20 protein-coding genes are annotated in these 25711 nt (G+C 63.5%); 8 read left to right on the forward strand and 12 right to left on the reverse strand.

The features are described 5' to 3' along the window. Positions 1-37 precede the first annotated feature (37 nt). The gene (locus tag NYQ83_RS06570) at positions 38-694 is read right to left on the reverse strand and encodes a 3-oxoacid CoA-transferase subunit B (RefSeq protein ID WP_261213456.1); all 657 of its coding nucleotides are present in this window, start codon (positions 692-694) and stop codon (positions 38-40) included. Next, on the reverse strand, positions 695-1348 hold the full coding sequence (locus NYQ83_RS06575) for a CoA transferase subunit A (RefSeq protein WP_128292456.1): 654 nt from the start codon (positions 1346-1348) through the stop codon (positions 695-697). Positions 1349-1709: 361 nt separating this feature from the next. On the opposite strand from NYQ83_RS06575, the gene atoS reads away from it, so the two are divergent. Both atoS and NYQ83_RS06585 read left to right on the forward strand, forming a co-directional pair. Then, positions 1710-3560, forward strand: coding sequence for a two-component system sensor histidine kinase AtoS (gene atoS, locus NYQ83_RS06580; protein WP_261213458.1), 1851 nt, complete (start codon positions 1710-1712; stop codon positions 3558-3560). Continuing rightward, a complete protein-coding gene (locus tag NYQ83_RS06585) occupies positions 3557-4963 on the forward strand; it encodes a sigma 54-interacting transcriptional regulator (RefSeq protein WP_261213460.1) in 1407 nt (468 codons plus the stop codon). Before atoS ends, NYQ83_RS06585 begins: the two co-directional genes overlap by 4 nt. A gap of 82 nt (positions 4964-5045) precedes the next feature. Here NYQ83_RS06585 and NYQ83_RS06590 read toward each other — a convergent pair whose 3' ends face one another. Then, entirely contained in the window at positions 5046-6257 is a 1212-nt protein-coding gene (locus NYQ83_RS06590; protein ID WP_261213462.1) for an MFS transporter, read from the reverse strand. A 193-nt stretch (positions 6258-6450) separates the two neighbouring features. On the opposite strand from NYQ83_RS06590, the gene NYQ83_RS06595 reads away from it, so the two are divergent. Both NYQ83_RS06595 and NYQ83_RS06600 read left to right on the forward strand, forming a co-directional pair. Next, positions 6451-10113 (forward strand): class I SAM-dependent DNA methyltransferase, encoded by a 3663-nt coding sequence (locus tag NYQ83_RS06595; RefSeq protein ID WP_261213464.1) that lies wholly within the window; start codon positions 6451-6453, stop codon positions 10111-10113. A gap of 13 nt (positions 10114-10126) precedes the next feature. Beyond that, complete coding sequence (locus tag NYQ83_RS06600) at positions 10127-10984, forward strand: restriction endonuclease (RefSeq protein ID WP_261213466.1); 858 nt, start codon at positions 10127-10129, stop codon at positions 10982-10984. Positions 10985-11022: 38 nt separating this feature from the next. Here the strand turns inward: NYQ83_RS06600 and NYQ83_RS06605 are convergent, their stop codons facing one another. The 3 genes from NYQ83_RS06605 to NYQ83_RS06615 form a co-directional block, all read right to left on the reverse strand. Further along, positions 11023-11676: a class I SAM-dependent methyltransferase gene (locus NYQ83_RS06605; RefSeq protein WP_261213467.1), complete on the reverse strand. Its 654-nt coding sequence runs from the start codon at positions 11674-11676 to the stop codon at positions 11023-11025. Between the two features lie 8 nt (positions 11677-11684). Continuing rightward, complete coding sequence (locus NYQ83_RS06610; RefSeq protein ID WP_261213469.1) at positions 11685-12422, reverse strand: spermidine synthase; 738 nt, start codon at positions 12420-12422, stop codon at positions 11685-11687. Positions 12423-12542: 120 nt separating this feature from the next. Then, entirely contained in the window at positions 12543-14345 is a 1803-nt protein-coding gene (locus NYQ83_RS06615; protein ID WP_261213977.1) for an ABC transporter ATP-binding protein, read from the reverse strand. Positions 14346-14851: 506 nt separating this feature from the next. Between NYQ83_RS06615 and betC the strand changes: the two genes are divergently transcribed. Both betC and NYQ83_RS06625 read left to right on the forward strand, forming a co-directional pair. Then, positions 14852-16366, forward strand: coding sequence for a choline-sulfatase (gene betC, locus NYQ83_RS06620; protein WP_261213470.1), 1515 nt, complete (start codon positions 14852-14854; stop codon positions 16364-16366). Positions 16367-16379: 13 nt separating this feature from the next. Further along, positions 16380-16871 carry a DUF523 domain-containing protein gene (locus tag NYQ83_RS06625; protein ID WP_261213471.1) on the forward strand — a complete coding sequence of 164 codons (492 nt, stop codon included), beginning with the start codon at positions 16380-16382 and terminating at the stop codon, positions 16869-16871. A 63-nt stretch (positions 16872-16934) separates the two neighbouring features. On the opposite strand, the gene NYQ83_RS06630 is transcribed toward NYQ83_RS06625, so the two are convergent. The 3 genes from NYQ83_RS06630 to NYQ83_RS06640 all read right to left on the reverse strand — a co-directional run bounded on the left by NYQ83_RS06630 (position 16935) and on the right by NYQ83_RS06640 (position 21171). Further along, positions 16935-17594: an isochorismatase family protein gene (locus tag NYQ83_RS06630; RefSeq protein WP_314733289.1), complete on the reverse strand. Its 660-nt coding sequence runs from the start codon at positions 17592-17594 to the stop codon at positions 16935-16937. Positions 17595-17936: 342 nt separating this feature from the next. After that, on the reverse strand, positions 17937-18719 hold the full coding sequence (locus tag NYQ83_RS06635) for a hypothetical protein (protein ID WP_261213472.1): 783 nt from the start codon (positions 18717-18719) through the stop codon (positions 17937-17939). Positions 18720-18978: 259 nt separating this feature from the next. Then, positions 18979-21171, reverse strand: a complete 2193-nt coding sequence (locus NYQ83_RS06640) for a methyl-accepting chemotaxis protein (RefSeq protein ID WP_261213473.1) — start codon at positions 21169-21171, stop codon at positions 18979-18981. A gap of 382 nt (positions 21172-21553) precedes the next feature. On the opposite strand from NYQ83_RS06640, the gene NYQ83_RS06645 reads away from it, so the two are divergent. Further along, positions 21554-22114 (forward strand): DUF4142 domain-containing protein, encoded by a 561-nt coding sequence (locus tag NYQ83_RS06645; protein ID WP_261213474.1) that lies wholly within the window; start codon positions 21554-21556, stop codon positions 22112-22114. A 235-nt stretch (positions 22115-22349) separates the two neighbouring features. On the opposite strand, the gene NYQ83_RS06650 is transcribed toward NYQ83_RS06645, so the two are convergent. From NYQ83_RS06650 to NYQ83_RS06660, 3 genes are all read right to left on the reverse strand, one after another. Continuing rightward, positions 22350-22988: a cell wall hydrolase gene (locus tag NYQ83_RS06650; RefSeq protein ID WP_261213476.1), complete on the reverse strand. Its 639-nt coding sequence runs from the start codon at positions 22986-22988 to the stop codon at positions 22350-22352. A 260-nt stretch (positions 22989-23248) separates the two neighbouring features. Then, on the reverse strand, positions 23249-23566 hold the full coding sequence (locus tag NYQ83_RS06655) for a hypothetical protein (protein WP_261213478.1): 318 nt from the start codon (positions 23564-23566) through the stop codon (positions 23249-23251). A gap of 136 nt (positions 23567-23702) precedes the next feature. Beyond that, complete coding sequence (locus tag NYQ83_RS06660) at positions 23703-24683, reverse strand: 1-phosphofructokinase family hexose kinase (RefSeq protein ID WP_128292442.1); 981 nt, start codon at positions 24681-24683, stop codon at positions 23703-23705. A 247-nt stretch (positions 24684-24930) separates the two neighbouring features. Here NYQ83_RS06660 and NYQ83_RS06665 point away from each other — a divergent pair, with 247 nt between their 5' ends. After that, positions 24931-25704 carry a sulfite exporter TauE/SafE family protein gene (locus NYQ83_RS06665; protein ID WP_128292441.1) on the forward strand — a complete coding sequence of 258 codons (774 nt, stop codon included), beginning with the start codon at positions 24931-24933 and terminating at the stop codon, positions 25702-25704. Positions 25705-25711 lie beyond the last annotated feature (7 nt).

The raw sequence follows: 25711 nt of genomic DNA on the forward strand, positions 1-25711 counted from the left end.
AGGGAGGCCGGTCGAGGGTAAGGGCGTGAGGCGGCCGTCAGGCCGCGAGCGCCATCTCTTTGAGATCGTCAGGCACGAGCAGCTCGGCCTCGGTTGCCGCCTTGACCTCGTCAAGGGAGACACCAGGGGCGAGTTCCTTGAGCACCAGACCGGCATCGCTCGGCTCGATGACCGCCATTTCCGTGACGATGAGATCGACCCGACGCACCGAGGTCAGCGGCAGATTGCACTTCTTGATGATCTTCGGCGAACCTTTGGCGGTATGGGTCATGGCCACGATCACCTTCTTGGCGCCGGTCACGAGATCCATCGCACCGCCCATTCCGGGGACCATCTTGCCGGGCACCATCCAGTTGGCGAGCTGACCACCCTCGTCGACCTGGAGGCCGCCGAGCACCGTGACGTCGAGATGCCCGCCGCGGATAAAGCCGAAGGAGGCGACGCTGTCGAAGGCCGCAGCCCCGGGGATAAAGCTCGCCGGGGTGCCTCCGGCATCGGTCAGATCCTCAAAGGCAGCCGCCTTCTCCGGCAGGGCCTGCATGCCGATCAGACCATTCTCGGACTGGAAGAAGACGCGCACGCCCTCAGGCAGATAATTCGTGATCAAGGTCGGCAGGCCGATGCCGAGATTGACGAGATCGCCGTCGACCATTTCCTGAGCGACACGTTTGGCGATGAGCGTTTTGGCTTCCATTTATGCCTCCCAGGAAACGAGGTGATCGACAAGGACGCCGACGGTTTCGACGTGGTCAGGAGGGATCATCCCGACCGGCACGACCTCACTCGCCTCGGCAATGACCGTCTCGCCCGCGAGCGCCATGGCCGGATTGAAGTTCCGCGAGGTCAAAAGGTACTGAAGGTTGCCGAACATGTCGGAGCGCAGAGCGTGGATGAGGGCGAAATCCGCCTTCAGAGGCGTTTCGACCAGATAATCCTCACCTTCGATCTCGACCGTCTGCTTGCCCTCTGCGACGACCGTGCCCACACCCGTCGCCGTCAAGACGCCGCCGAGACCCGTGCCGCCGGCGCGGATACGCTCCGCGAGCGTGCCCTGCGGGACCAATTCAACTTCTATTTCGTTGGCGATCATCCGCTTTTGCGTTTCGGGGTTGAGCCCGATGTGCGAGGCGACCAAACGTTTCACCGCGCCGGCATCGATCAATTTGCCGATCCCGATCCCCGGGCGTGCCGTGTCGTTGGCGATGATCGTGAGATCCTTCTTGCCCTGACGGACCAGTTCATCGATCAGTCGATGTGGAGACCCGCCACCCATGAAACCGCCGATCATCACCGACGACCCGTCAGCGATACTTTCGACAGCACATGAACAACTGCATAGCTTTGACATTTATTCTCCCTCATCTACGTCGTTTCCCATCGACGCGATGGCTTGCGGGAGATGTAATGCACAGACCGTGCCAGTTTTCATGATCCCTTATTTCTTGCGGGCTTAGATGTAGTTCTGCGACAAAATAGCACCCTCAATTTTGTGCAGGTATTTGCGCAATGCGCAAAATTTTTCACATAGACTTTACTTCCATCTGCGCAGATAAAGCCGGCGTCGCAGGAGCTTTCCAGCAGACAGCGCGGAGAGCTTTCGCCTCCCCCGACGGCCGAAGGCGCCAATCATGTTCGAGTCCGGGCTTCACAGCAGACGACCGCCTGATGCGGGCAGATCCGCTCGCCAGCACGATCTCACGGAGCGTCCGATGGGACTGAGATGGCTGAGCCGGCGGGTCCTGCCGGAAAAGATGCGTCAGCGGCTGATGCTGACATCCTTCGTCATGGTCGTGCTGCCGATCGTCATCCTCGGCGTCATCCTGCAATATGAAGGCCGTGAGGCGCTCCTCCAGGAAAAGCAGGACAAGCTGTTCTCATTGGCGCGCATCCTCGATGCCGAACTCGGGACGGGCTTCGATGCCCTTCTCGCCGATCTGCCGTCCGGCTGGCAGGACCGCCAGGCCGCGATCCAGCATCTCAATGCCAGGCTCGCCCCCATCACGGACAAGATCGCCGCGTCAGACCCCGGCGTCGGCGTCGGCTATTACTCGCGCCGGCTCGACGCCATCATCACGTACGGGCCGAGCGCCAGCTATGGGCACACGGTCGGCAAGGCGATCGCCCCCGACCATCCCGGCCGCGCGGTGATGCGCGCGGGCAAACCCGATGTGGAGTTCGGCTCGCTCGTGCGCGGCTCGGTGATGAACGCGATGTGGCCGATCCGCCGCAACGGCGACGTGATCGGCTATATCTGGGCCAACGAATTCACTGACGCGATCGAACGCCAGGAACAGACGGTCGATCGCACCGTCCTCGCCATCACCCTCGGCGGCATCCTGGTCGCCGGCATCGTCATTCATTTGATGTCGAAGCGGTTGTCGCGCGAAGTCGACATGATCGTCGGCGGTCTCGCAAGCCTCAAGGATGATCTCAGACGACCGATCGCCCCCTTGCGCGGCGAGCTCGGCGAGATCGTCGATGCCGTCAACAACATGGCGATGGCGCTTCTCGACGCGCGCACGCTCACGGAAAACATTCTCACCAGCATCGCCGACGGGGTCGTAGCGGTCGACGTCGACGGCCGGATCACCGCCTTCAACCCCGCCGCGGAACAGATGTACGACGTGCCGGCGACGGAGGTCATCGGCCAGTCCTACCGGTCGCTCTTTGCCGATCACATGCATGTGGCGAGCGCCCTTCTCGACACGCTCGACACAGGTCGCCCGCATATCGGGGTGACGCTCGAAATCCCGCGCAAGGAGTCCGTCTGGCGCCTAACGGCCACGTCGAGCGTCCTGCACGATGCGGAGAACCGACGCATCGGGGCCGTGGTCGTCCTCAAGGACGTCAGCGAACGCGACCGGCTCATGGTGCAGGTGATGCGCGCCGACCGTCTGGCCGCTCTCGGCGAGCTGACAGCCAGCATCGCGCATGAGATCCGCAACCCCCTCACCTCGATCCGCGGCTTCGTGCAATATCTCGCCGATTGCGACGATCCGGATGAATGGCGGCGTTATTCGGCGATCATCATCCATGAGGTCGACGTCCTCAACGACACCATCGGCAAGCTTCTCGCCTTCGGTCGGCTGAGGCCGCCGAAGATCAGCAGGATCGACGTCGCCAATCTCATCGAAGACGTGAGCTTCCTCGCCAAGGGCCAGGGGAACGTGCAGATCGACCTCCAGTTCGAGAAGGATCTGCCGGACATCGACGCCGATGCCGAAGCGCTGAAACAGGCGCTCCTCAATCTCCTCATCAACGCGCTGCAGGCAGTCACCAACGATGGCCGCGTGGTCGTCACCGCGGCCCGCGAAGGTCCGGACGACATTGCCATCGAAGTGCGCGACGACGGCGTCGGCGTGGAGCCACATCACGTCGGCAAAGTCTTCGACCCCTTCTTCTCCACCAAGCCCAGCGGGACGGGGCTCGGCCTCGCCATGGTCCACCGCATCATCGATGCGCATCACGGCGTCATCAGTTTCGACAGCCGAGCCGGGCACGGGACCGTTGTTCGGATTCGCATTCCGATTGTCGCTCCTGTATCAGAAAAAACAGAATGACCAATTCCACACCCGTTGCTCTCGTCGTCGACGACGACCAGGCCATCTGCCACATGCTCAAGGCCGTCCTCCAGAAGGAGGGGCTTGAGGTCGTCGTGGCCAAGGATGGGCTGGAGGGTGTCGAGACCTTTCGGCGCCAGCATGCGGATGTGGTGCTGCTCGACATCCGCATGCCGCGCATGAACGGCCTCGATGCGCTCAAAGCCATCGTGGAGATCGACCGCACCGCGCAGATCGTGCTGATGACGGCCTTCGCCGAAGTCGGCACCGCCGTGCAGGCGATGAAGGACGGCGCCTTCGATTACGTCCTGAAACCCTTCGATCTCGACGAGATCCGCATGCTGGTGCGTCGGATCCTGGAGATCCGGGCGATGCGTCGCGACATCGTCTCGCTGCGCCGCGAATTGTCCGAACGCTACGGCGCGGAAGGCATTTTGACCAACAATCCGCGCATGATCGAGCAGCGGCAGACGATCGCCAAGGTCGCACGCAGCAATGCGACCGTGCTCATCCAGGGCGAGAGCGGCACCGGCAAGGAGCTCGTCGCCGCCGCCATCCATTACGGCAGCGCCCGCGCGGCACATCCCTTCGTCAAGGTGAATTGCGCCGCGATCCCGGAAGGGCTGCACGAAAGCGAGTTCTTCGGCCACGAAAAGGGCTCCTTTACCGGCGCCGCAAGCCGGCATCGCGGCCGCTTCGAGCAGGCCGAACACGGCACCCTCTTCCTCGATGAGATCGGCGAGATTTCTCCGGGCCTGCAGGCGAAGCTGTTGCGGGTTCTGCAGGAGCACGAATTCGAGCGCGTCGGCGGCGGCGCGCCGATCAAGGCCGATGTGCGCATCGTGGCGGCGACCAACCGCAACCTTCAGGAGATGGTGCGGGAGGGGACATTCCGGCAGGATCTCTATTTCCGCCTCAACGTCGTCACGCTCGAGACCATCCCGCTGCGCGACCGGCCGGAAGATGTGCGGCTGCTCTCGGAGCATTTTCTGGAGCGCTTCTGCGCGGAAAACAATTTTGTCATCCGCGGCTTCGATACGTCGGCGATGGACTGCCTGCTCGCCTGGCCGTGGCCCGGCAATGTGCGCGAGCTCGCCAATGCCATCGAACATGCCGTCGTCATGTGCACGACCAATGTCATCACGGTCGAGGACCTTCCCGCCTCCATCACCGGGGCGAGCGAGGGACTTGCCGACACCGGCAACCTCGATGCGACGATGCGCAAAGGCTCCCTGCGCGAGCTCGTCAACGAGTTCGAAAGCCAGGTGATCCGCAACGCGCTGACGCGCAACTCGGGCAATCGCAGCCATACCGCCGTCGAGCTCGGCATCAGCCGGCGCACGCTCCTCTACAAGCTGCAGGAATACGGCCTCGCCTCAGCCTCGGGAGAGGCGGAAAGCTGAGCCACACCCGGCCGGCATCTGCCGCACCGCCGGGCGTCTTTTTCAAAGCAACCCGTGCAATCTTGTCGGCGCCCCTCCCCGCTCATTCGCGGGCTGGGAAGGCGTTCTGAGGTCGCGCACCGCCGCCCCGCAACAGGAGAATGAGGGCGAGGCAGCACAGCATCGCTGCGATGGCGGAGAATGCGAGGCTTGCCGTCTTGAGGCCGAGCGAGGCCCCGGCGACCCCGATGCCGATGACGGGAAACGAGATCGCCACATAGGCGACGATGAAGAAGGTCGACACGACGCTCGCCCGCTCGTCGGGTGGGCTCGCATCCGCCACGGCGCCGAGCCCCGCCCGAAACGCGACGCCGTGACCGAAGCCGGCGATCAAAACGCCCGCAATGATGGCCGACAGCATCTCGCTGCCGAGGCCGAGAGCGATGATGACGACGCCCGTCAGGAGAATGGCGCAACCGATCGGCAGCCGCCTTCCGCTCGGAAAATTGCTTTGCAGAAGCTGGCCGACGGTCGAGGCGATGAACAAGATGCCCGAGACGAAGCCGATGACGAGATGGTTGTCGTAGCCGAGCTCTTCACCCAGAAAAGCCGGCGCCACGGCGGTAAAGAAGCCGCAAACCATGAAGCCCGCGAAAGCAGCGATGCCGGCCGGCACAAAGGCGGCCCGCACCTCGCGCGGGACGGCAAGGCGCTGAAGCTTCAGCCGCACCTTGTCCGGCCGCACAACGGTTTCGGGCGCGCGCCAGACGCAGAGGACGGCAAGAAGCGCCAGCAGAAAATGCAGCGCATAGGGCAAAACGAGGGGTGCCGGCAGATACTCCGCCAGCGCGCCGGCAAACATCGGCCCGAGCCCGAGACCGCCCATATTGGCGGAGGTCGCAAAAAACGTGCCCCAGCGCTTGATACGCTCCGGCGCGAGTTCGATGAGCGCCACGGTCGCGGTGCCGGTGAAGATGCCGGCCGAAATCCCTGAGAGAACGCGCCCGAAAAGGATCATGCCGAGCCCGCCGGCATTCCAGAAGACGAGATCGCTCAGCGCCGAGGCGGCGAGGCCGGCAAACAGCAGCGGCCGGCGGCCGAGCTGGTCGGACCAGCGCCCGGTGATGATGAGGGCCGCCATGACGCCGAGCGCATAGACGGCAAAGATCACCGTGATCGTCAGCTCGGAAAACCCGAAAAGGCCGCGATAGAGAGGATAAAGCGGCGTCGGCATGGTGGTGCCCACCATGGTGACGGCAAAGGCGAAGACGGCGCCGAAATAGACCGCCAGGCTGCCATGGCCTCGTTGTGTCACTCACTGTCCTTTCGGTGATGCGGAAGACGCCGGCGGGTGCAGCCGAAACGCCCCCGCACCGCAACATACCGCGCGCCCGCACCGCTTCGAGGCCCGAATCTGTCTCCATCGCACTTTTCGTGCCGCGGCACGAATGACCTTGCCGCACACTTCCTGGTTTGCTTCCCTTTCTAATCGGGGGAGAAGCTGATTCATGGCGGATAAAACGGAGCAGGCGGAGCCGAACGCGGCATCGGAGGCAGGAGTCGAGCACTTCATCGAGGTGTGGTCGGCCTCCGGCGGGGCGGAAAACGCCAATGCGCAGGGTTTCATCCGCGATCTCTGCGACCTCCTCGGCGTGGCGCGGCCCGATGCGACGCAGGAAAACGAGGCGCTCAACAATTACGTCTTCGAAAAGCGCGTCGACCACCGCATCCGCGGCCTGACGACCGCCCACCGCATCGATTGCTACAAGCGCGACTGCTTCATCCTGGAAGCCAAGCAATCCTCTTCGCAATCGCGTCGCGGCGCCGCCGATCCGAACCAGAGCGAGCTTTTGCCGGAGGCCGCCTCGCCGATCCGCGGTGGCACGGCGAAGCGCGGCACGGCCGCCTGGGACAAGGCGATGCGCTCCGCCTACAACCAGGCGGTCTCCTATGTCGGAGATCTGCCGGCCGGGCATCGCCCGCCACCCTTCGTCATCCTCGTCGATGTCGGCTACGTCATCGAGCTCTACGCCAATTTCTCCGGCCAGGGGCGCAATTACACGCAGTTCCCGGACCGCAAGAGCTTTCAGATTTTTCTGGAGGATCTGCGCGATCCGGAGATCCGCGCCCGGCTTGCGACCATCTGGACGGAGCCGCAGGCGCTCGACCCGGCAAAACGATCGGCGGAGGTGACGCGCGACATCGCCGAACGCCTCGCCCGCATCGCCAAGAGCCTGGAGGTGAAGCACGACCCGAAAGAGGTGGCGGAATTCCTGATGCGCTGCCTCTTCACCATGTTTGCCGAGGATGTCGAGCTCCTGCCGAAGGAGCGCTTCGTCAAATTCCTCGAGGAGATCCGCGAGACGCCGGAAAACTTCGTGCCGGCGCTGGAATCGCTCTGGGCCGTCATGGATACGGGCGGTTATGCGCCACACCTCAACGCCACGGTGAAGCGCTTCAACGGCGCGCTCTTCAAGACGCGCAAGGCGCTGCCGCTCGACCGAGACGCGATCCACGAAATGTGGGTGGCGGCCAAGCGCGACTGGCGCGACGTGGAGCCGGCGATCTTCGGCACGCTTCTGGAACGCGCGCTCGACAGGCGCGAGCGCTCCAAGCTCGGCGCGCATTATACGCCGCGCGCCTATGTGGAGCGGCTGGTCGAGCCGACGGTCATCGAGCCCCTGCGCGATGAATGGAAGAACGTGCAGGCGGCGGCCGAACAGGACCGCGAGGCGGGGCGCCAGGCGGGCGCTCTCAGGCGCATCCAGGATTTCCATCACCGTCTGTGCACGATCCGCATCCTCGATCCCGCCTGCGGCACCGGCAATTTCCTCTATGTGTCGCTGGAATTGATGAAGCGGCTCGAAGGCGAGGTGTTGAGCGCGCTCGAAGGGTTCGGCGAGGCGCAGTCACGGCTCGCCATGGAGGGCGAGACGGTGAGCCCGCGGCAGTTCTACGGGCTCGAACTCAATCCGCGCGCTGTGCCGATCGCCGATCTCGTTTTGTGGATCGGCTATCTCAAATGGCAGATCCGCACCGGCGGGCCGGAATCGATCACCGAGCCGGTGCTTCATGCCTATGGCACGATCCGCCTGCAGGACGCGATCCTCGCCTATGACAAGAAAGAGCTCGCACGCGACGAAGCGGGCAAGCCGATCACCGTCTGGGACGGGGTGACGACGAAGACATCACCCATCACCGGGCTCGAAATCCCCGACGAGAGCGCGCGGCGCGAGACATTTGTCTATACAAATCCGCGTCCGGCGGAATGGCCGGAGGCCGATTTCATCGTCGGCAACCCGCCCTTCATCGGCGGCAAGGACATGCGCTCAGAGCTCGGCGACGGCTATGCGGAGGCGGCCTGGACCGCGCGCCCGCACATGCCGGGCGGGGCCGACTTCGTCATGCATTTCTGGGACCAGGCGGCGACCTATCTGCGCGAGGGCTGGGCCCGGAAGGGTGCCAAACCGCATTTCCCGCGCCGCTTCGGCTTCATCACCACCAATTCCATCACCCAGACCTTTTCGCGCCGGGTCATCGAGCGGCATCTTGCCGCCAAAACCCCGCTCAGCCTCGTCTATGCGATTCCAAACCACCCCTGGCTGAAGGCCTCCGACAAGGCGGCGGTGCGGATCGCCATGACGGTCGCGCAAAAGGGCGAGCATGAGGGCGTGCTCGCCGAAGTCATCCGCGAGGAAGGGCTCAACACCGACACGCCGCTGGTGACGCTCGAAGAGCGAACAGGAAAAATTCGAGCTAATTTGACGGTCGGAGCGGATCTCGCTGTGATGCAACCGCTTCTGGCCAATGAGGCTGTTTCCAGCCCTGGCGTAAAGTTGCACGGTTCCGGCTTCATTGTGACAAAGCAGAAGGCAAAGACGCTCGGACTGGGCACCATTCCAGGGCTGGAGAGATATATCCTCGACTATCGTCATGGCCGCGATCTCGCACAGCGAGCTCGTAATGTGATGGTGATCGACCTCTACGGCCTCACGGTAGAGCAGGTGAGAGAGAGCTTTCCCGGGGTGTATCAGCATCTCGCTGAAACCGTTCGCCCAGAACGCGAGGCGAAGGTCGGGGCCTCAAAGGACATGACGGAGTATGCGCGTCAGTGGTGGCTTTTTGGGAAAGTGCGAACGGAGATGCGGTCGTTTATGGACCAACTCATTCGATACATCGCGACTGTGGAGACCACAAAGCACCGCACCTTTCAGTTCCTCGATCAGGCCGTCCGACCTGACAACATGCTCGTCGCGATCGGACTGGACGAGTCGAAGACACTGTCTGTTCTGTCCTCGCGTCAGCATGTCGTCTACGCATTGGCTGCCGGGGGCTGGCTCGGCGTCGGAAACGATCCGCGCTACTCGAAAACCCGCACCTTCGACCCTTTCCCCTTCCCCGCCTTTTCCGAGCTTCCACCGGCTCTCGTCAAAGAACTCTCCGAACTCGGCGAACGGCTCGATGCCTTCCGAAAAGAGCGGCTGGAAGAGCACGAGGACCTGACCATGACCGGGCTCTACAACGTGCTCGAACGCCTGCGCGAGCTCGATTGCGGCGCCGAGGTGCCTGCCCTGTCGGAGAAGGAACGATCGATCTACGAGCGCGGCTGCGTCGGCATTCTGAAAGACATCCACGACGAGATCGACCGCGCCGTCTTCGCCGCCTATCACTGGGAGGATCTGGCGGACCGGCTCGTCGGCAAGCCCGGCGCCACGGCTCCCTCGCCGCACAAAAGCGCGGACCAGGAGGCGGCCGAAGAGGAGCTTCTGTCCCGCCTCGTCGCGCTCAACCAGGAGCGGGCGAAGGAGGAGGCGAACGGGCTCGTGCGCTGGCTGAGGCCCGATTATCAGATCCCGAAGCTCGGCCACAAAGTGAAGACACCTGCCGCCGAAGAGCAGATCGAGGCCGAAATTCCGCTCGCCGCCGCGGGAGAAAAACTGCCGACGTTGCCTAAGGACGCCTTCGACCAGATCCGGCTGGTCCGCGATCTTCTCGCCCGGGCACCGGAGCCGATCCGGGCGGAGACGCTCGCCAAATCCTTTGCCGGGCGCACCACCGCAAAGAAGATTTCCACCGTCGACGACATTTTGAAGAACCTCGCCGATCTCGGCCTCGCCCGCACCGGCGAGGGCGCCGACGGCACGACCCGCTATTTCGCACCGCGCGGGTGAAGGCATTTCGATCATGGCAACACGCAGAGACGTTCCGAAACTCCAGCCCTGCATCACGGCGACCGTTCAGGCCCTCAAAGAGCTTGGCAATTCCGCTTCGAACGACGAGATCAACGACGAAGTCACGAGGATTCTGGCCGTACCTGACGACGTTGCCGCCGTGCCGCACAAGGACGGCAGCAAGAGTGCGCTCGCCTATCGGCTGCACTGGGCGCGCAGCTATCTGAAAAAGGTCGGAGCAATCGACAATCCGCAGCGGGGCGTGTGGACGCTGACCCCGCAGGGTCGCGCCATGAGCGAACCGGAGATCGCCGACGTCGAGCGGCGTGTGCGCAACGAGGAGAACGAGGCACGGCGCAGGGCAAAGTCGGTGACCCCGCAAGAAGATAATCCGGACGGAGGCGAACAGGAGATCTCATGGAACGAGCGCTTGCTCGCGCTCTTGAGGATTATGCCCCCGGATGCATTCGAGCGTCTCGCACGGCGGATGCTGCGCGAGGCAGGCTTCAAAAAGGTCGAGGTGACGGGCAAGAGTGGCGATGGCGGCATCGACGGGATCGGCGTGCTGCGCGTCAATCTCGTCTCCTTTCAGATCCTCTTCCAGTGCAAGCGCTGGCAAGGCTCGGTCGGAGCCTCCGTCGTGCGCGATTTCCGAGGCGCCATGGTCGGCCGCGCAGACAAGGGGCTCATCATCACCACGTCGACCTTCACCCCCGATGCGCGACGCGAGGCGACACGCGACGGCGCCCCGGTGATCGATCTCGTCGACGGAGAGGATCTATGCGAGCTGCTGAAAGACCTGAAAATCGGGGTGACAACCAAGCTGGTTGAAGAGGTCGAGATCGACGAGAGCGTGTTCGCGGAGATCTGACGCAAAGCCCTTGCGAAGCTGTCGGTGAAGACGGCGCCTCACCCGCCCTTTTGCATCAGCACGACGTCTTTTTCGACAATCTCGCAGGTGAGGCCGCGGCGGGTGGCGATCAGGTGAAAGGTCTCGGCGCGGTAGAAGACGACATGGGTCGGGTCGCGGCGATAGCGCCAGTTCGAAAAGCGGGCATCGTCGGTCTGAAAGATGGTCATCACACCGAGAAGACCGCCGGGCTTCAAGAGGCCAGCGAGACGATCGAACTCGGCCGCCGGATCGTGAAAATGCTCGGCCGTCTCCGTGCAGGTGACGACATCGTAGCGTGCATCAAGCGGGGCGGGATCGGGCGCGAAGATCGGGTCGTAGACCGCCATATGATGCCCGGCCTCGGCAAAGATCTTCGCGAGCGCAGGCCCGGGACCGCAGCCGTAATCGAGGCCGTTCGCGCCGGGGGAAAGGCGTTCCAGGAGCGGGCGCGTCAGCCGCGACAGCCAGCGGCGGTAGCCCTGATCGTCCGGCTCGTTCTCATGCGTCAGATAATGCGCGCGCTCTTCGGCCGGCGACGGGCGCTGAGCAGGATTGAGATAGCGGGCGGCGCAGGTCGCGCAACGCCAGTAGTTTTTGCCGTCAACGGTGAGAAAGAGCTCGACATCGCCTCCCCGACAGACCGGACAGGATCGCCCGCGCGTCTCCGCCATCGCCGTCCTCACGCGCCGGCCGAAGAGCCGGCTTCTTTGCGCGCCAGATAGACGCTCTGCGTGAAAGGGCGATCCTGAAGGGGATTGTGAAACGTGACCGGTTCCACCCAGGCCTCGTCGAAGACGGCTCTGAGGCGCTCGGTGAACGTGTCATCCGGCAAGGCGTCGGACCAGAGCGCGAAAATGCCGCCGGGCTTCACATGGGCCGCGAGCGCGGCAAGACCCTCCGGACGGTAAAAGCTCGTGCTACGCGCATCGAGCAGCGCTTCCGGCGAATGGTCGATATCGAGGAGGATGGCATCGAAGCGGCGGGCCTCCGTCTCAGGGTCGAACCCCGCCGCGCTGGCAGCGCCGGCGAAGAAATCGCCGTTGACGATCCGACAGCGCGGATCCGCTTCCATCATCGCTCCGTTCGGCAGGAGCCCCGTGCGATGCCATTCGATGACGGGATCCAGGAATTCGACGACGAGGAGCGAGCCGACAGCATCGTGGCGCAGCACTTCGCAGGCGGTGTAGCCAAGGCCGAGCCCGCCCACGAGGATGTCGTGGTCATTGCCGGCAAGCGCCGCAATGCCGAGACGCGCAAGCGCAATCTCGGAAGCTGTGAAAAGGCTCGACATGAGGAATTCCTCGCCGAGCTTGATTTCGAAGATGTCGACGCCCAGCCGCAACTCGCGCCGCCGGCGCAGGCTGACGGGGCCGATTGGTGTCGGGCGGTAGTCGAGTTCCGCGAAAAGAGCACTCATTGCCCCATCGAACATAAACCGGCCGCGGAGGGAAGACGTTGCGGTCATGCCGGCCCGGGGGAAAAGCGCCAGGAGAATGAAAAGCGGCGGCGCAAGGGGGCGGCGGCGCCCCCTCGCTGATTACATGACGAGACCCTTCGTCAGCTCCAGCGCCTGGCGTTCGAAAAGGCGGCGATAGATGCCGCCCTCGCGGCCAATGAGGGCGGCATGGTCGCCCTCCTCCACGATCTGCCCTCGGTCGAAGACCAGGATGCGATCGAGTGCGCGCACCGTCGACAGACGATGGGCGATGACGAGCGTCGTGCGGCCAACCATCAGATGCTCCATCGCGTCCTGGATCAGCACTTCGCTCTCGGAATCGAGCGCCGAGGTCGCCTCGTCCAGGATCAGGATCGGCGCATCGACCAGGAAGGCGCGTGCCAGCGCCACCCTCTGGCGTTCGCCGCCCGACAGCTTGATGCCGCGCTCGCCCACCATGGTGCGGTAGCCCTCCGGCAGCCGTGAGATGAACTCGTCGGCATGAGCGAGCTGCGCCGCCTGCTCGATCTCCGCCTGCGACGCGCCGGGGCGCCCATAGGCGATGTTGTCGGCCAGCGAGCGGTGAAAAAGCACCGGCTCCTGCTGCACTATGGCGATCTTCCGGCGCAGCGAGGCCTGCCTCACGGCGGCGATATCCTCGCCGTCGATCAGGATCTGACCGCCGGTCACGTCGTAGAGCCGCTGGATCAGCTTGACGAAGGTCGTCTTGCCCGACCCGGAATGGCCGACGAGACCGACCCGCTCACCCGCAGCAATCTTCACCGAGAAATCGCGGTAAAGCGGCGTCGCGTGATTGCCGTAGTGGAAATCGACATGGTCGAAGACGATTTCGCCCGCGGCGATCTTCGCCTCACCCGCGCCCGGCCGGTCCGCAATCGCGATCGGCACGCGGTTCAGCGCGACGAGCTCTTCGAGATCGTTGACGGACCGCTGCAGGTTGCGGATGTGCATGCCGATATCGCGCAGATGCCCCTGCACCACGAAGAACATGGTGAGGACGAAGGCGACATCGCCGGCGCTTGCCGCGCCCCGCTGCCACAGAACGAGTGCGACGCCGAGAATGCCCGCCTGGATGACGACCATCATCAGCCCCTGCGCGCCCGCGCCGACCGTGCCGCGCCGCCAGGTGCGCCGCGTGCGGTGCTGCCATTTCGCCAGGATGCGCGTGAGACCCGCCTCCTCGCGATCCTCGGCCCCGAACGCCTTGACGACGGCATTGCAGCTCACCGCATCGGCGAGCGCGCCGCCGAGCCGCGTGTCCCAGGCATTGGCGAGCGTCGCCGCGGGTGCGACCCAGCCCACCGACAGGGTGACGGTGACGGCGATATAGGCGAGCGCGCCCAGCCCGATGACGAGCCCCATCACCGGCCAGAAGGCGCCCAGAAGCGCGGTTGCGCCGACAAGCACCACAAAGGACGGCAGAAGCGCGACCAGAAGCGTGTCGTTCAACAGATCGAGCGCCCACATGCCGCGCGTGATCTTGCGCACGGTGGAACCGGCGAAGGCGTTGGCATGCCAGTCGGTCGAAAAGCGCTGAATGCGATGGAAGGCGTCCTCGGCCACCTCTCGGATCATCTTCAAGGTCAGCGTGATGATCTGGAAGAAGACGAGCTGGCGGAGCCCGACCGCGGCAAGGCCGAGGCCGGTCACCGTGAGAAACGCCACGATCGCCGAATGCCTGGCGTCCGGATCGGCCGCGCCCGCGGCGATCGCATCGACGATGCGGCCGGCGAAAAGCGGCGTGAAAACTTCCGCCAAGGTGGCGAGGATCACCATACCGGCAATCAGCGCGACACGCCCCGGCTGCTCGCGCCAGCGCGCAAAGGCAAAGCCCAGAACCGCGGAGAACACATCGCCACGAAGATTGAACTTAACCCGCCCGATGCCGGCCAACCCCACCCGCCCGTTGGCTGCGCGCCACACGGGCCGCGTGCGGCCGGCATGCCGAAGCGGAACAAAATTGCGGAAATGAAGGGCACGAAGCCCGCGCCTCAAAGCGCCTGCGGTGGACATGGAAAGCTCTCAAGAAAATCGGTGAACCGATCGTCCCGCAGCGGCGGGACCGGCATTAACCCCGGGGCTATCAGCCCCTTCAAGCGTCCGTCTGACGGACGCGATCCGTTACGAACGGACCGGGATCATGCTGAGATAGAGAGCGAATCTGGTCATAACGGCGCGGCTTATGCTCCTCTTCCGCCGATTTGACAAGCCGTCGACGGTGTTTCGGACAATTGCGGGCGCGCCGTGTGGCACTGCGGCCACGCACGACGTCCGAGGCCCTCGTCCGACGAGCTCTTGTGTTGCGGCTGCCGGCTGACGCAGTGTCTGCGCGGAGTGCACCCCGTTTCCGCCCTCCGTCTCGTCACGCCGACCCTTGAGGAATTGCCCGCATGAGCCGTCCCAACATCCTGATCTTCATGGTCGACCAGCTCAACGGGACGCTGTTTCCGGACGGACCGGCGGGCTTCCTGAAGACGCCGGCACTGAGCAAACTCGCCGAGCGATCGCTGCGTTTTCAGAACTGCTATACGGCGAGCCCGCTGTGCGCGCCGGCGCGCGCCTCCTTCATGAGCGGGCAATTGCCGCGGCGCACCGGCGTCTACGACAACGCAGCCGAATTCGTCTCCTCGATCCCGACCTACGCCCATCATCTGCGCCGGTCCGGCTACCAGACGGCGCTTTCCGGAAAAATGCATTTCGTCGGACCAGACCAGCTGCACGGCTTCGAAGAGCGGCTGACGACCGACGTCTATCCGGCGGATTTCGGCTGGACACCGGATTATCGCAAACCCGGCGAGCGCATCGACTGGTGGTACCACAATCTCGGCTCCGTCACCGGCGCGGGTGTGGCGGAGATCACCAATCAGCTCGAATATGACGACGAGGTCGCCTACCACGCCAACCGCAAGCTCTACGATCTGGCGCGCGGGCATGTCTCAAAGCCCTGGTGCCTCACCGTTTCCTTCACCCATCCGCACGACCCCTATGTGGCGCGGCGGAAATACTGGGATCGGTATGCGGATTGCGAAGAGCTTTCGCCAAGAATCGGAGAGATCCCCTTCGGCGCGCAGGATGCGCATTCCAAACGCCTCCTGGAGGCGTGCGACTATCTCAACTTCGACATCAGCCATGAGGATATCCGCCGCTCGAGGCGCGCCTATTTCGCCAACATCTCCTATCTCGACGACAAGATCGGCGAGATCCTCGACACGCTCGAGCGCTGTCGCATGGCGGAAAACACCATCATCCTCTTCCTCTCCGACCATGGCGACATGCTGGGCGAGCGCGGCCTCTGGTTCAAAATGAGCTTCTTCGAAGGCTCGGCCCGGGTCCCCTTGATGGTCGCGGCGCCCGACCTCGCACCGGGCCTCATCGAGACGCCCGTCTCCACACTCGATGTCGTGCCGACGCTCGCCGATCTTGCCGGCATCGATCTGTCGGAAATCATGCCCTGGACGGACGGGCGCAGCTTGTTGCCGCTCGCCGCAAGCGGAGCCCAGCATGGTCCGATCCTCATGGAATACGCAGCCGAGGGGTCGATCGCCCCGCTCGTCGCCATCCGCGAGGGCAAATGGAAGTTCGTCTTTTGCGAGGTCGACCCGCCGCTTCTCTTCAATCTTGAGAGCGACCCGGACGAGATGACGAACCTCGCGGAAGATCAGGCCTGCCAGGACGAGATCGACCGCTTCATGGCGCTTGTGCGCGAGAAGTGGAACCTCAAGGCCTTTGACGCCGAGGTACGCGAGAGCCAGGCGCGGCGCTGGGTGGTCTACGAAGCGCTCAGGAACGGCGCCTATTTCCCGTGGGATTATCAGCCGCTGCAGCGGGCCTCGGAGCGCTATATGCGCAACCATATGGATTTGAACATTCTGGAAGACGCGCAGCGCTTTCCGCGCGGCGAGTGAGCCGTCCCTATCCATGCCGTCGCGGATTCTCGTCAGTGCCTGCCTTCTGGGCCAAACCGTGCGCTATGACGGCGGCACGCGACCCCTTCACCATCCGGTGCTTGCCAGGTGGCACGCCGAAGGCCGTGTCGTCGGCATCTGCCCCGAAGTCATCGGCGGTTTTTCCGTACCGAGAAGGCCGGCCGAGATCGCAGAGGGGCGGAGCGGCGACGACGTTCTTGCCGGGCGCGGCCGGGTCGTCGACACCTTCGGAGCCGACGTCACGGAAGGATTTCTCGCCGGCGCAAGAGCCGCGCTTCAGATCGCGCGCGCGCAAAACTGCTCCTTCGCGCTCCTCATCGACGGCAGCCCCTCCTGCGGCAGCCACCTCATCTACGACGGCAGCTTCGGCGGCCGAAAACACGCCGCCATGGGCGTGACGAGCGCATTGTTGCGGGCAAACGGCATCGAGGTTTTTGCCGATCATGAGATCGACGCGCTCGCGGAGCGTCTCGGCTCGCCGTAAGCCCTCGGGACGGCGGCGCGTCTTGCAGCGATGCGTCCATCGGCATCAAGACGCGCCCTCCCTTCAGCAAACATCAAACGCCCAAGTGGAAGGCCGCTGCGGGCGACGTGCCTGCAGATGTTCGACCGCTTCCGTCGTCTCCACGATACGCGCGCAAGTCTGAGCCGCCTTCTTGAGGCCGGCCTCATGTTCGGATTTGGAGAAGTCGGCGAGCGCATCGGCCATCATGAACGGGCGGATATCGCGCATGAAGGCGTCCATCGCCGTCGAAAGACAGCCGATCGACGTATAGAGGCCGGTGATAATCACGTTGTCGCGGCCGAGCCGGCGAAGCATGACCTCGAAATCGTTGCCGTAGAAGGCCGAATAGCTGCGCTTCGTCACCGGGATCAGCGACAGGCCATCAAGATCGAGCGCGGGGTCGAGGGCGGGCGCATTCGTCATCCGCCCCGCATTCCCCGCAGAGACGCCATCAGCCGGTCCCCTGCCCCACATGTCCCGCATCAGGCCGCGCTCGCAATCAAGCCGGGCCGGCGGCACCTGCGAGACGAAGATCGGCATCGCACGCGCCGCACAGAGCCTGGCAAGCCGCGAGATCTGATCGGCGAGGTCGGTGCGTACCGTCTCGTCGAGAGCCTCGCAGTAATGCGGCTGCATGTCGTGGATTAGAAGCGCCGATCGCTCGGCACGGATCGTCCAATCGACCTTGTTGATCACATTCACGGGCCTTCCCCTTCGAAGGGCCGCCGTGACAGGGATTGGTGTCGCTTGAAATGACCTTTCCGCCCAGACACGGCGGCATGGTCACACAATGATTGCGCCCTGCCGCTTCCTAACGGAAGCGCCAGTAACCAAAAGTCTGTGGTCGGGCAGAGCAGATCATGACATGGCCTCTGCCATAAGCTCCGCGAAAGTGCAATGCGGCCGATCGCACTTGCTGCACCGAGAGGCAAATCGGACACAGCGCCTCCCGTGGCGTATGAGACAAGCCATCTGGACCTGTTCGCCTCTCACGGTATGCGCAGCCGCCCGAAGACGGCGCGCGCTGTTATCAGGCGTTTAGTTTTACCAATTGCAGTTCGAGCTGTAGGCGGCCTCCTGCGTGTAAGTCGTGTTGGGATTGGCACCCGGTCCCCAATCCACCGAAATATCGAAACTGCAAGCGCAGCTCGGCTGACCGCTACTCCCCTTCACCCAAGAAACGAATTTGTAGCGCCAGGAGGCGTCTTCGGATTTCTTGGCTTTGCCCTGATCGGTATTGTCCCACCAGCGGAAGAGACCGTCCTCACGCTCGATCAGAACCTTCGCGTTGTCGGCCCAACGGTAATTGTCACCGCCAAACTTTGGATTCGTCGCCGTGCCGCCGCCGTTCGGATAAGCGGGAAAGGCGTGCGTCGGGTCGTTATCGACATCGAAGGTCACGCCCGCGACGAGCGCGCCCGTCCCGCCGGTCGAGTTCGTCGGATTGATAGGTGGATTCTGCTCGGTCTTCCCATCACCCGTGATCGTCAGCGCCAAGAGCTGCCCGGACGTGCATTGCGAGGAGGTGCCCGTCAGCGTCGCCGTAACGCCGAAACCGGTTTTCTGCTCGGGCTTGCTTGCGCCCCATTTCTTACTGTTGACCCCGACCGGGCATGCATATTCGTAAGTGCTCGTGCAAACGGTGCGCGTTCCGCCGGACCGTTTGGTGCATTCTTTGAAGTCACCGAAGTCGCGTGAACTGCAGATGATCTGCGTGCTGCCTGTTGTGCGGGCGACACTCATGCCGGTGCAGCCGCAGGCCGCCCCGGCTTCACTTGCGGCGAAAACCAGGCCGCATGCAAACAATGTGATCGATGCTGTGCGCATAATGGCCTCCCCAATTGTGCACGGGAAAGCTTACGCGAACGGCATGCGAAGCACTACTAAAAGTTGTACATCCCTCGGCAACATCCGAGGCGATTGTCTCTGAAATGCGAGGTGAATCCCGAACGGACGAGATGCTCGTGGCTCGGGAAGCCTGGGCAAGACGGCCTGCCCGTCCGCGCGGACGAAGACGGGCGAAAGGCGTGGGCGCGGCGAAGATGGCGCTCGGAGGCGGCGCCGGAGAGAGACAAAGTCCGGCAGGTCATGCGGCCCGCACCGTGCTGAGGAAGCGATCCATGACCGCCTTCAGCGTCTCCGATTGCTGTCCGAGCGTCGTTGCAGCACCTTCCACCTGGCCAGCGACTGCCGTCGTGTCGGCGGCCGCCTCGTTGATGCCCTCGATGTTGTCGGCGACCGTCTTAGCGCCCATGGACGCCTGAGAGACGCTGCCGGCGATCTCGCGGGTCGCTTCCCCCTGCTCGTCGACCGACGTGGCGATGGCCGTCGCGATCTGGTTGATCTGCTCGATGACCTCGGTGATGCCGACGATCGCCGTGGCCGAGTCGGAGGTGGAATTCTGGATCTCCGAGATCTGAGCCGCGATCTCCGAAGTGGCCCGAGATGTCTGATCGGCGAGTTGCTTGACCTCCGCCGCCACGACGGCGAAGCCTTTGCCCGCCTCGCCCGCACGCGCCGCTTCGATGGTGGCGTTGAGGGCGAGAAGGTTGGTCTGCTCGGCGATGTCCTTGATGAGGTCGACCACCTGTCCGATGCGGCTTGCGGAAGCTGAAAGCTCGCGCACCTTGCCGGCCGTGCCATTCGCATCACCGACGGCCGCGTCTGCGATCCGGGCCGATTCGTCGACCTGGCGCTTGATCTCGGCAATCGAGGAGGCAAGCTCTTCGGCGGCGGAGGCCACCGTCTGGACATTGGAGGACGCATCGGCCGACGCGCCGGCCGCCGTCTGCGACTGCCGCGCGACCTTTTCGGTCGCCGAACTCATCGTCGCGGACGCGTCCTGCAACTGCCCGGTTGCCGCGACGACGCCGCGAACGACACCGCCCATCGCCTCTTCGAACTCGTCGGCCAGTGCGTGCATGGTGCGGCGACGTTCTTCTTCCTGCTTGATGCGGTTCTGTTCGTCTTCGGCCGCCTTCTGGCGCGCCTCTTCTTCAATACGCACGCGGATCTGATCGACGGCACGGGAGATATCGCCGATCTCGTCGCGACGCTCAGCGCCCGCGATTTCATCCACTGCCTCGCCAGAGGCCAGGCGGCGAAGAGCACCCGTGAGCTGCGTGATCGGGCGGGATATGCCGGATGCGACGACGGCCATGGCAACGAGCGCAGCAAAAACCACGGCAAGGCCGACGAGCACCTGTGACATGAGATCGTCACGACCCCGTTCTGCGAGCGAATCGGCGAGTTTGTCGGCCTCGGCGAGAACGACCTGGCGCGGCACGGTGATGACGACGGACCAGACCTGGTCCGTACGACCAAGCTCCACAGGCGCGAAGACCTTGAGGGTATCGCTCGCCTCGTCGGTCTTCACCGCCGCGCGCCCCTCTTTCAGGGTCTCCAAATCATCGGAAGCATTGGCAGCAATCGCCTCGTACGAGCCGCCGATCGCCTGAGGATCGTCACTCGCCGCAACGACGAGGCCGGCGCCAGAGACGATCGTGACAGCGCCCTTCCCCTCGTACGTGTCGGCATTCACCTGCTCCGCCAATTCCTGGAGGAAGGCGAGATCGAAATCGGCACCGGCCACACCAGCAAATTTGCCGTCGACCATGATCGGAACCGACATGGTGGCGAGATAAACCGACTTGCCCTGAACGATGTAGGGAAGCGGGGCGAGAATGCTCTCCTTGCCCGTCTTCTGGGGGCCAAGGAACCAGCCGCCCTTCATGACGCCGTTCGGGTGCAGGGCCTCGCTGTCGTATTCGACCAGCGGCTGAAGCGCGATATTTCCGTCCGCATCGCGCGTCCAGTACGGCAGGACGCGTCCGGTGGCATCCGATCCCATGTCCTTGCGATCGCCGTACATCTCATCCCGGCCATCGAGTGCATTCGGCAACCAGGCGCTGTACGTGCCGTTGAAGCGAGGATTGTCCTTCAACACGCTCAGAAGAACCGCATTCAACTGATCGCGACGCTGATAGATCGGGGTTGCGGTCCCGCCACTGCTCGCCATCACCTCGAAGGTACGAGCCATGTTACGGGCTGCATCGAAGGCCGTTTCGACTTCCGCGCGGATGGTTCCGGCCTGGGCATTCGCCAGCCGCTGCAGCGACTGCTTGCTTGTCCGATCCAGGAGCTCATCCACGTTTTCATTGACGTACCGCGACGTGTCGCGCGCGGCGTAAATCCCGAAGCCCAGAAGCACGGCCGTCAAAACGATGACGCATGCAGCGGATAACGCGGTGATTCTGAACTTGACGGAGTGGATGTTCACGAAAGGCTCCTGCCTGAGGTCTGGGCCATCGGCTAGGAAAAGAGGCTCGCGTGAAGCTTGCATCCGTTCTAATCAACAACCTTCAAACACAGATAGGCCAGACGGTAAGGCAGGCTTTCCGTCCATTTGCGGTCTCTCAGACAGAACCTCACAGGGCGCACATCCCGGACGGAACAAAGCGTTTGACCGAGCCGGCCACAACCATGAGAGATCCCGTCCATGTATTCGCTTCGTTTTCTCATCTTATTATTTGAAGACATAAAACCGTTAAAGTGCGGCGTCGGCAAAGTATTTTTCGGGGAACATTGTTTTACGAACGGGTGTTCAGCGGCATGAGGTCGGCACTTTCCGGCCGAGCCGAAAATGCAGAGGTTCATCCTACATGAAACGACTAATTCTCTTGGCGACGGTCGCAGCGATGAGTGCACCCTGTGCCATCGCGCAGACCCAATCCAACACCGCCAATCAGACTCAGGCCCAGGGGCAAAGCCAGACGGCTCAACAGCAGATGCCGAAAGACGTTCAGGGCTTCGTGAAGATGGCTGTCGTCTCCAACATGTTCGAGATCCAGTCGAGCCAGCTTGCCATGAAGCAGTCCGACAACGAGGATATTCAACAGTTTGCCACGCGCATGGTGGCCGACCACACGAAAGCCGGCAACCAGTTGAAGGAAGCGCTTCAAAATGTCGACGGCGACGTCCAGGTGCCGACCGAACTCGACCAGAAACACCAGCAGATGATGCAGAAGCTGCAGGGTGCCTCAGGCAACAGCTTCGACCAGACCTACCGTCAAATGCAGGTGCAGGCGCATGAGCAGGCAGTCCAGCTCTTCCAATACTATTCTGAAAATGGCGAAGACGGGCCGGTGAAGGAGTTCGCGTCCAAGACCCTGCCGACGCTGAAGGAGCATCGGCAGATGCTGTCCGAGATGCCGAACGCCTGAGCCAGGCGACCCATTCCTCGCACGGAGCGCGCTTGCCGCCGGCTCAGAAACAGCCACAGGCGGTGGCGCGAGCCGCGAACCGATCTCAGTTGGCCTCCGGTCCGAGCCGCCGCGGGACTGCTAAGACCCAACTGGCAACCCGCATCACCGGAAAGCTTAAGACCTCGCGCGAGTCGGCATCATTAAGGAAAGGTCTCGCGCGGGGTGGGACTCGCGTCCCTGTCATCAGGCGCCGTCAGTTGAAGGCGATCAATTCTTCGATCGACGCCGGTGCGCGCGGTGCTGGGGCACCCGGCGCCATGGTCGGGCCACCAGCGGGAGCAAACAGCGTCGACTGGCTCGGCACCGGCATACGCGGCGCCACAACCGATTGCGCGGAAGCGACCATAATCGGGCGCTCAGGCCGCACCTCCGGCAGCGTGGGGGCCTCTTCGCGGACCGGACGAACCGGCTTGTTGAACTTTGCCGCCAGAATGATTTCCGACTGCGGACGGTTCGGCCGGCCGGGCAGAGCCTTGCGTTTCTCGTAGAAAGAGTTGCCCCCCGCCAGCACGACATAGTTCATGTTGGTGTAGGGAAAATTGTAGCCTGCGGTATGGAAAAAGCGCGCCTTGCCGACGCCGGAATGACGCGCGCCGCGCAGGACCTTCTTCGCCATCTTGGCCGCGAGCGGCTTGCCGCTGTCGGTCATGGGCTTCGACAGAACGCCCGGCGCGAACTGCTTCTTCTGACCGACGACGGCACAGACCGAATTCGGAAAATCCTTCGATTTCACCCGGTTCATCACGACCGTGCCGACGGCCAGCATGCCGTCAGGGCTGGAGCGATTGGATTCGAAATACATGACACGCTGCATGCATTCGAAATCGCTCATGCGTTGCGGCGAGTGACCGCAGCCGGCCAGGGCCAGCACGGCGCCGAGGGACAGAAACGAGGAAATCAGGCGAAGACGACGAGATACAAACATTCGCGACCCGGTGGGCGGCGACGAGCCGCCTCAAGGGCCGCATTGTCCAGAAAGCGGTAAATAAAGCCTTAGGATCTCGATTTTTGCCGGGAAATTCGCAGCATGAAAACGAGAATGCCGCGGGCTTTCCCACGGCATGGTCTCAGTTCGACACTCGCCACAAGGCCTCACTGCAACGAGGTGGCGAGCTGCACATCGCTCGGATGCGTGAGGGGAACCGTCCGGTCGGCCTTGATGCGCGTTGCGCCGGCTTCGCAGCCAGGCGTGATGTTGGGCCAGGTATCGTGGGCGCAGGCCGTGTCCAGAGCGCGAGCGACGCGCGTCTTCGGCGACAATTCCGCGACGGATGCCGCCGACGTCCGGTCAACGGCTGCCTCGCCCATGGTCGCCTCACCCATCGTAGAATAAGCGATCGTCATGAAAGCGGCGAGCCCAATGCAGGCTGCCGAAACAAACGCCTTCGAAACGAGCCTATCCTGCGACATGTACCTCTCTCCTCAGATGAACTTGGACCTCGGGGCGCGGCGATCTGCCCGATCGACAGGCGCAGCGCCGCATTCCTCAGCACAAGTCCGGAAAGAGGCAATTGGTTCCTTTTTGTGTTCGCTTTCGGGCCTTTAATCAGGCGATGGAACGCCGACGCCCGGCTTTCTGGGCGTCGGCCGGCCAGATGCGCTGGGTCGAGATTTCTTCATAGAGACCCTCCACATCCTCCGGGTAGCAGAGTGCCGTGCCTGGCGTCAGAGCGGTCGCCGCACCGGATGCGGTTGCCAGACGCAAGGCGTCGTCCGGCGTTCTGCCCTGGGAAATGGCAAGCACCATCGCGGCCAGGAAGCTGTCCCCGGCGCCGGAAGCGGAGCGCGTCTTCACCTCTGGAGGCCGACAGAAATGCGTCTCTTCGGGTGTCACGAGAAGAGCGCCATGGCGCCCGAGCGTGACGGCGAGCATGCCGACCCCGTCGTGCTGAACATAATCGCGGGCGGCAACGGCCGCCGCCTTCGGTCCATGCAGATCCTGGCCGACGATGCTGCCGAGCTCCCCAATGCTTGGCTTGGCGAGAAGCACGTTGTTGCCGGCGAGCGTGCGACTGAGATGCAGGCCGGACGTGTCGAGCACGAATTTCGCGCCCTTCTTCGTCACCATCTCGGCGATACGCGGGTAGAAATCCTCAGAGACGCCGGGCGCGAGGCTGCCGCTTGCAACGAAATAGTCGCATTCGGTCTCTTCGACCCGCTTGAAGCAAGCGTTCTGCTCCTCTTCCGACAGGGTCGGACCCTCCGGCACGAAGCGATATTCCTGTCCGGTCGCGGTCTCGAAAACCACATGAGCCATGCGCGTCGCCCCGGCGATGGAGACCACGGACCGCTTGACGCCCTCGCGCTCCAAAAGCTCATCGAGAAGAGCACCCGTCGCGCCGCCGAGACAGACGATCGCTTCGACATCGCCGCCCAGGCGATGGACGACACGCGCCACATTGACACCGCCACCGCCCGGGTCGATCCGTCCGCGGTGCGTGCGGATTTTGTGCACCGGGCGAACCAGCTCGGCTTCGCTCGTGTCATCGATGGTCGGGTTGACGGTTAGCGTAACGATTGAAGGCATGAATTCCCCAACATGAGAGCGCGCGATTCGGCGAGCCGCCTTATCACGCAACCTTGAAGCAGCTGTGTCGCCGCCATGCAAATTCGGCGCCAAGGAGGAGGCGGCGGAACCGGGAGCCCGAAAGAGGCTGGCATCCGGCCCGCCTCGCTTTGCGCCGGACGATGCCGCATATTTGCCCACCGGCTCGTCTTGCCATCATCGGCCATCCAGATGAGAGCAGGCTGACAGGATATCGATCACCCGCCGAATGCAAACCTTTCTCTCCGTCCTTCTTCCTGACAGCCTCGGCATTCTTGCCGCTCTCCTGCTCATCGCAGCGAGCGTCGTCACCTCGGCTTTGACAGCAGCCCTCGGGCTCGGCGGCGGCATAGCCATGCTTGCTGCCCTCGGGCTTGCTCTGCCGGTGCCTGCACTTATCCCTGTTCACGGCGTTGTCCAGCTCGGCTCCAATGCCGGGCGGGCGTTGTTGCAAAGGCGGCACGCCGAATGGCGCCTGATCTGGCCGTTCCTGGTGGGCAGCGTCATCGGCGCGACTCTCGGCGCGCGTTTCGTCGTCGCCCTGCCGGAAGCGCTTTTGAAGACGGGGCTTGGGCTTTTCATCCTGGTGATGATCTGGACGAAGCTGCCGGCGATGAAGCTCGGGGCGCAGCGGCTGCTGTTCGGCTTCGTCGGGCTCTTTTCGACGTTCCTCACCATGTTCTTCGGCGCGACAGGGCCCTTCGTCGCCGCCTTCGTCGGTCCGGCTCTTTCAAACCGCATGCAGGTGATTGGCACGCATGCCGTGATGATGACCGCCCAGCACCTCTTCAAGGTGGTGGCGTTTGTCGCCGTCGGCTTCGCCTTTGCCGAATGGCTGCCGTTCCTCGTCGCCATGGTCGTGGCGGGCTTCATCGGCACGGCGCTCGGCACGCGCATCCTCAAGGGGCTCAAGGAGGAGAACTTCCGCCTGGGCTTTCGCCTGGTCGTTTCGCTTCTGGCGCTAGATCTTCTGCGCCGCGGCGTCGTGCTCCTCCTCGCCTGAAGGCGGC

The sequence above is a fragment of the Afifella sp. JA880 genome (genome assembly GCF_025379905.1).
GTDB lineage: Bacteria > Pseudomonadota > Alphaproteobacteria > Rhizobiales > Afifellaceae > Afifella > Afifella aestuarii.

What these genes read in the sequence shown, in the direction of transcription:
- NYQ83_RS06570 (WP_261213456.1), bottom strand. Translation starts at nt 694, where the DNA reads ATGGAAGCCAAAACGCTCATCGCCAAACGTGTCGCTCAGGAAATGGTC.
- NYQ83_RS06575 (WP_128292456.1), bottom strand. Translation starts at nt 1,348, where the DNA reads ATGTCAAAGCTATGCAGTTGTTCATGTGCTGTCGAAAGTATCGCTGAC.
- atoS (WP_261213458.1), top strand. Translation starts at nt 1,710, where the DNA reads ATGGGACTGAGATGGCTGAGCCGGCGGGTCCTGCCGGAAAAGATGCGT.
- NYQ83_RS06585 (WP_261213460.1), top strand. Translation starts at nt 3,557, where the DNA reads ATGACCAATTCCACACCCGTTGCTCTCGTCGTCGACGACGACCAGGCC.
- NYQ83_RS06595 (WP_261213464.1), top strand. Translation starts at nt 6,451, where the DNA reads ATGGCGGATAAAACGGAGCAGGCGGAGCCGAACGCGGCATCGGAGGCA.
- NYQ83_RS06600 (WP_261213466.1), top strand. Translation starts at nt 10,127, where the DNA reads ATGGCAACACGCAGAGACGTTCCGAAACTCCAGCCCTGCATCACGGCG.
- NYQ83_RS06605 (WP_261213467.1), bottom strand. Translation starts at nt 11,676, where the DNA reads ATGGCGGAGACGCGCGGGCGATCCTGTCCGGTCTGTCGGGGAGGCGAT.
- NYQ83_RS06610 (WP_261213469.1), bottom strand. Translation starts at nt 12,422, where the DNA reads ATGAGTGCTCTTTTCGCGGAACTCGACTACCGCCCGACACCAATCGGC.
- betC (WP_261213470.1), top strand. Translation starts at nt 14,852, where the DNA reads ATGAGCCGTCCCAACATCCTGATCTTCATGGTCGACCAGCTCAACGGG.
- NYQ83_RS06625 (WP_261213471.1), top strand. Translation starts at nt 16,380, where the DNA reads ATGCCGTCGCGGATTCTCGTCAGTGCCTGCCTTCTGGGCCAAACCGTG.
- NYQ83_RS06635 (WP_261213472.1), bottom strand. Translation starts at nt 18,719, where the DNA reads ATGCGCACAGCATCGATCACATTGTTTGCATGCGGCCTGGTTTTCGCC.
- NYQ83_RS06645 (WP_261213474.1), top strand. Translation starts at nt 21,554, where the DNA reads ATGAAACGACTAATTCTCTTGGCGACGGTCGCAGCGATGAGTGCACCC.
- NYQ83_RS06650 (WP_261213476.1), bottom strand. Translation starts at nt 22,988, where the DNA reads ATGAGCGATTTCGAATGCATGCAGCGTGTCATGTATTTCGAATCCAAT.
- NYQ83_RS06655 (WP_261213478.1), bottom strand. Translation starts at nt 23,566, where the DNA reads ATGTCGCAGGATAGGCTCGTTTCGAAGGCGTTTGTTTCGGCAGCCTGC.
- NYQ83_RS06660 (WP_128292442.1), bottom strand. Translation starts at nt 24,683, where the DNA reads ATGCCTTCAATCGTTACGCTAACCGTCAACCCGACCATCGATGACACG.
- NYQ83_RS06665 (WP_128292441.1), top strand. Translation starts at nt 24,931, where the DNA reads ATGCAAACCTTTCTCTCCGTCCTTCTTCCTGACAGCCTCGGCATTCTT.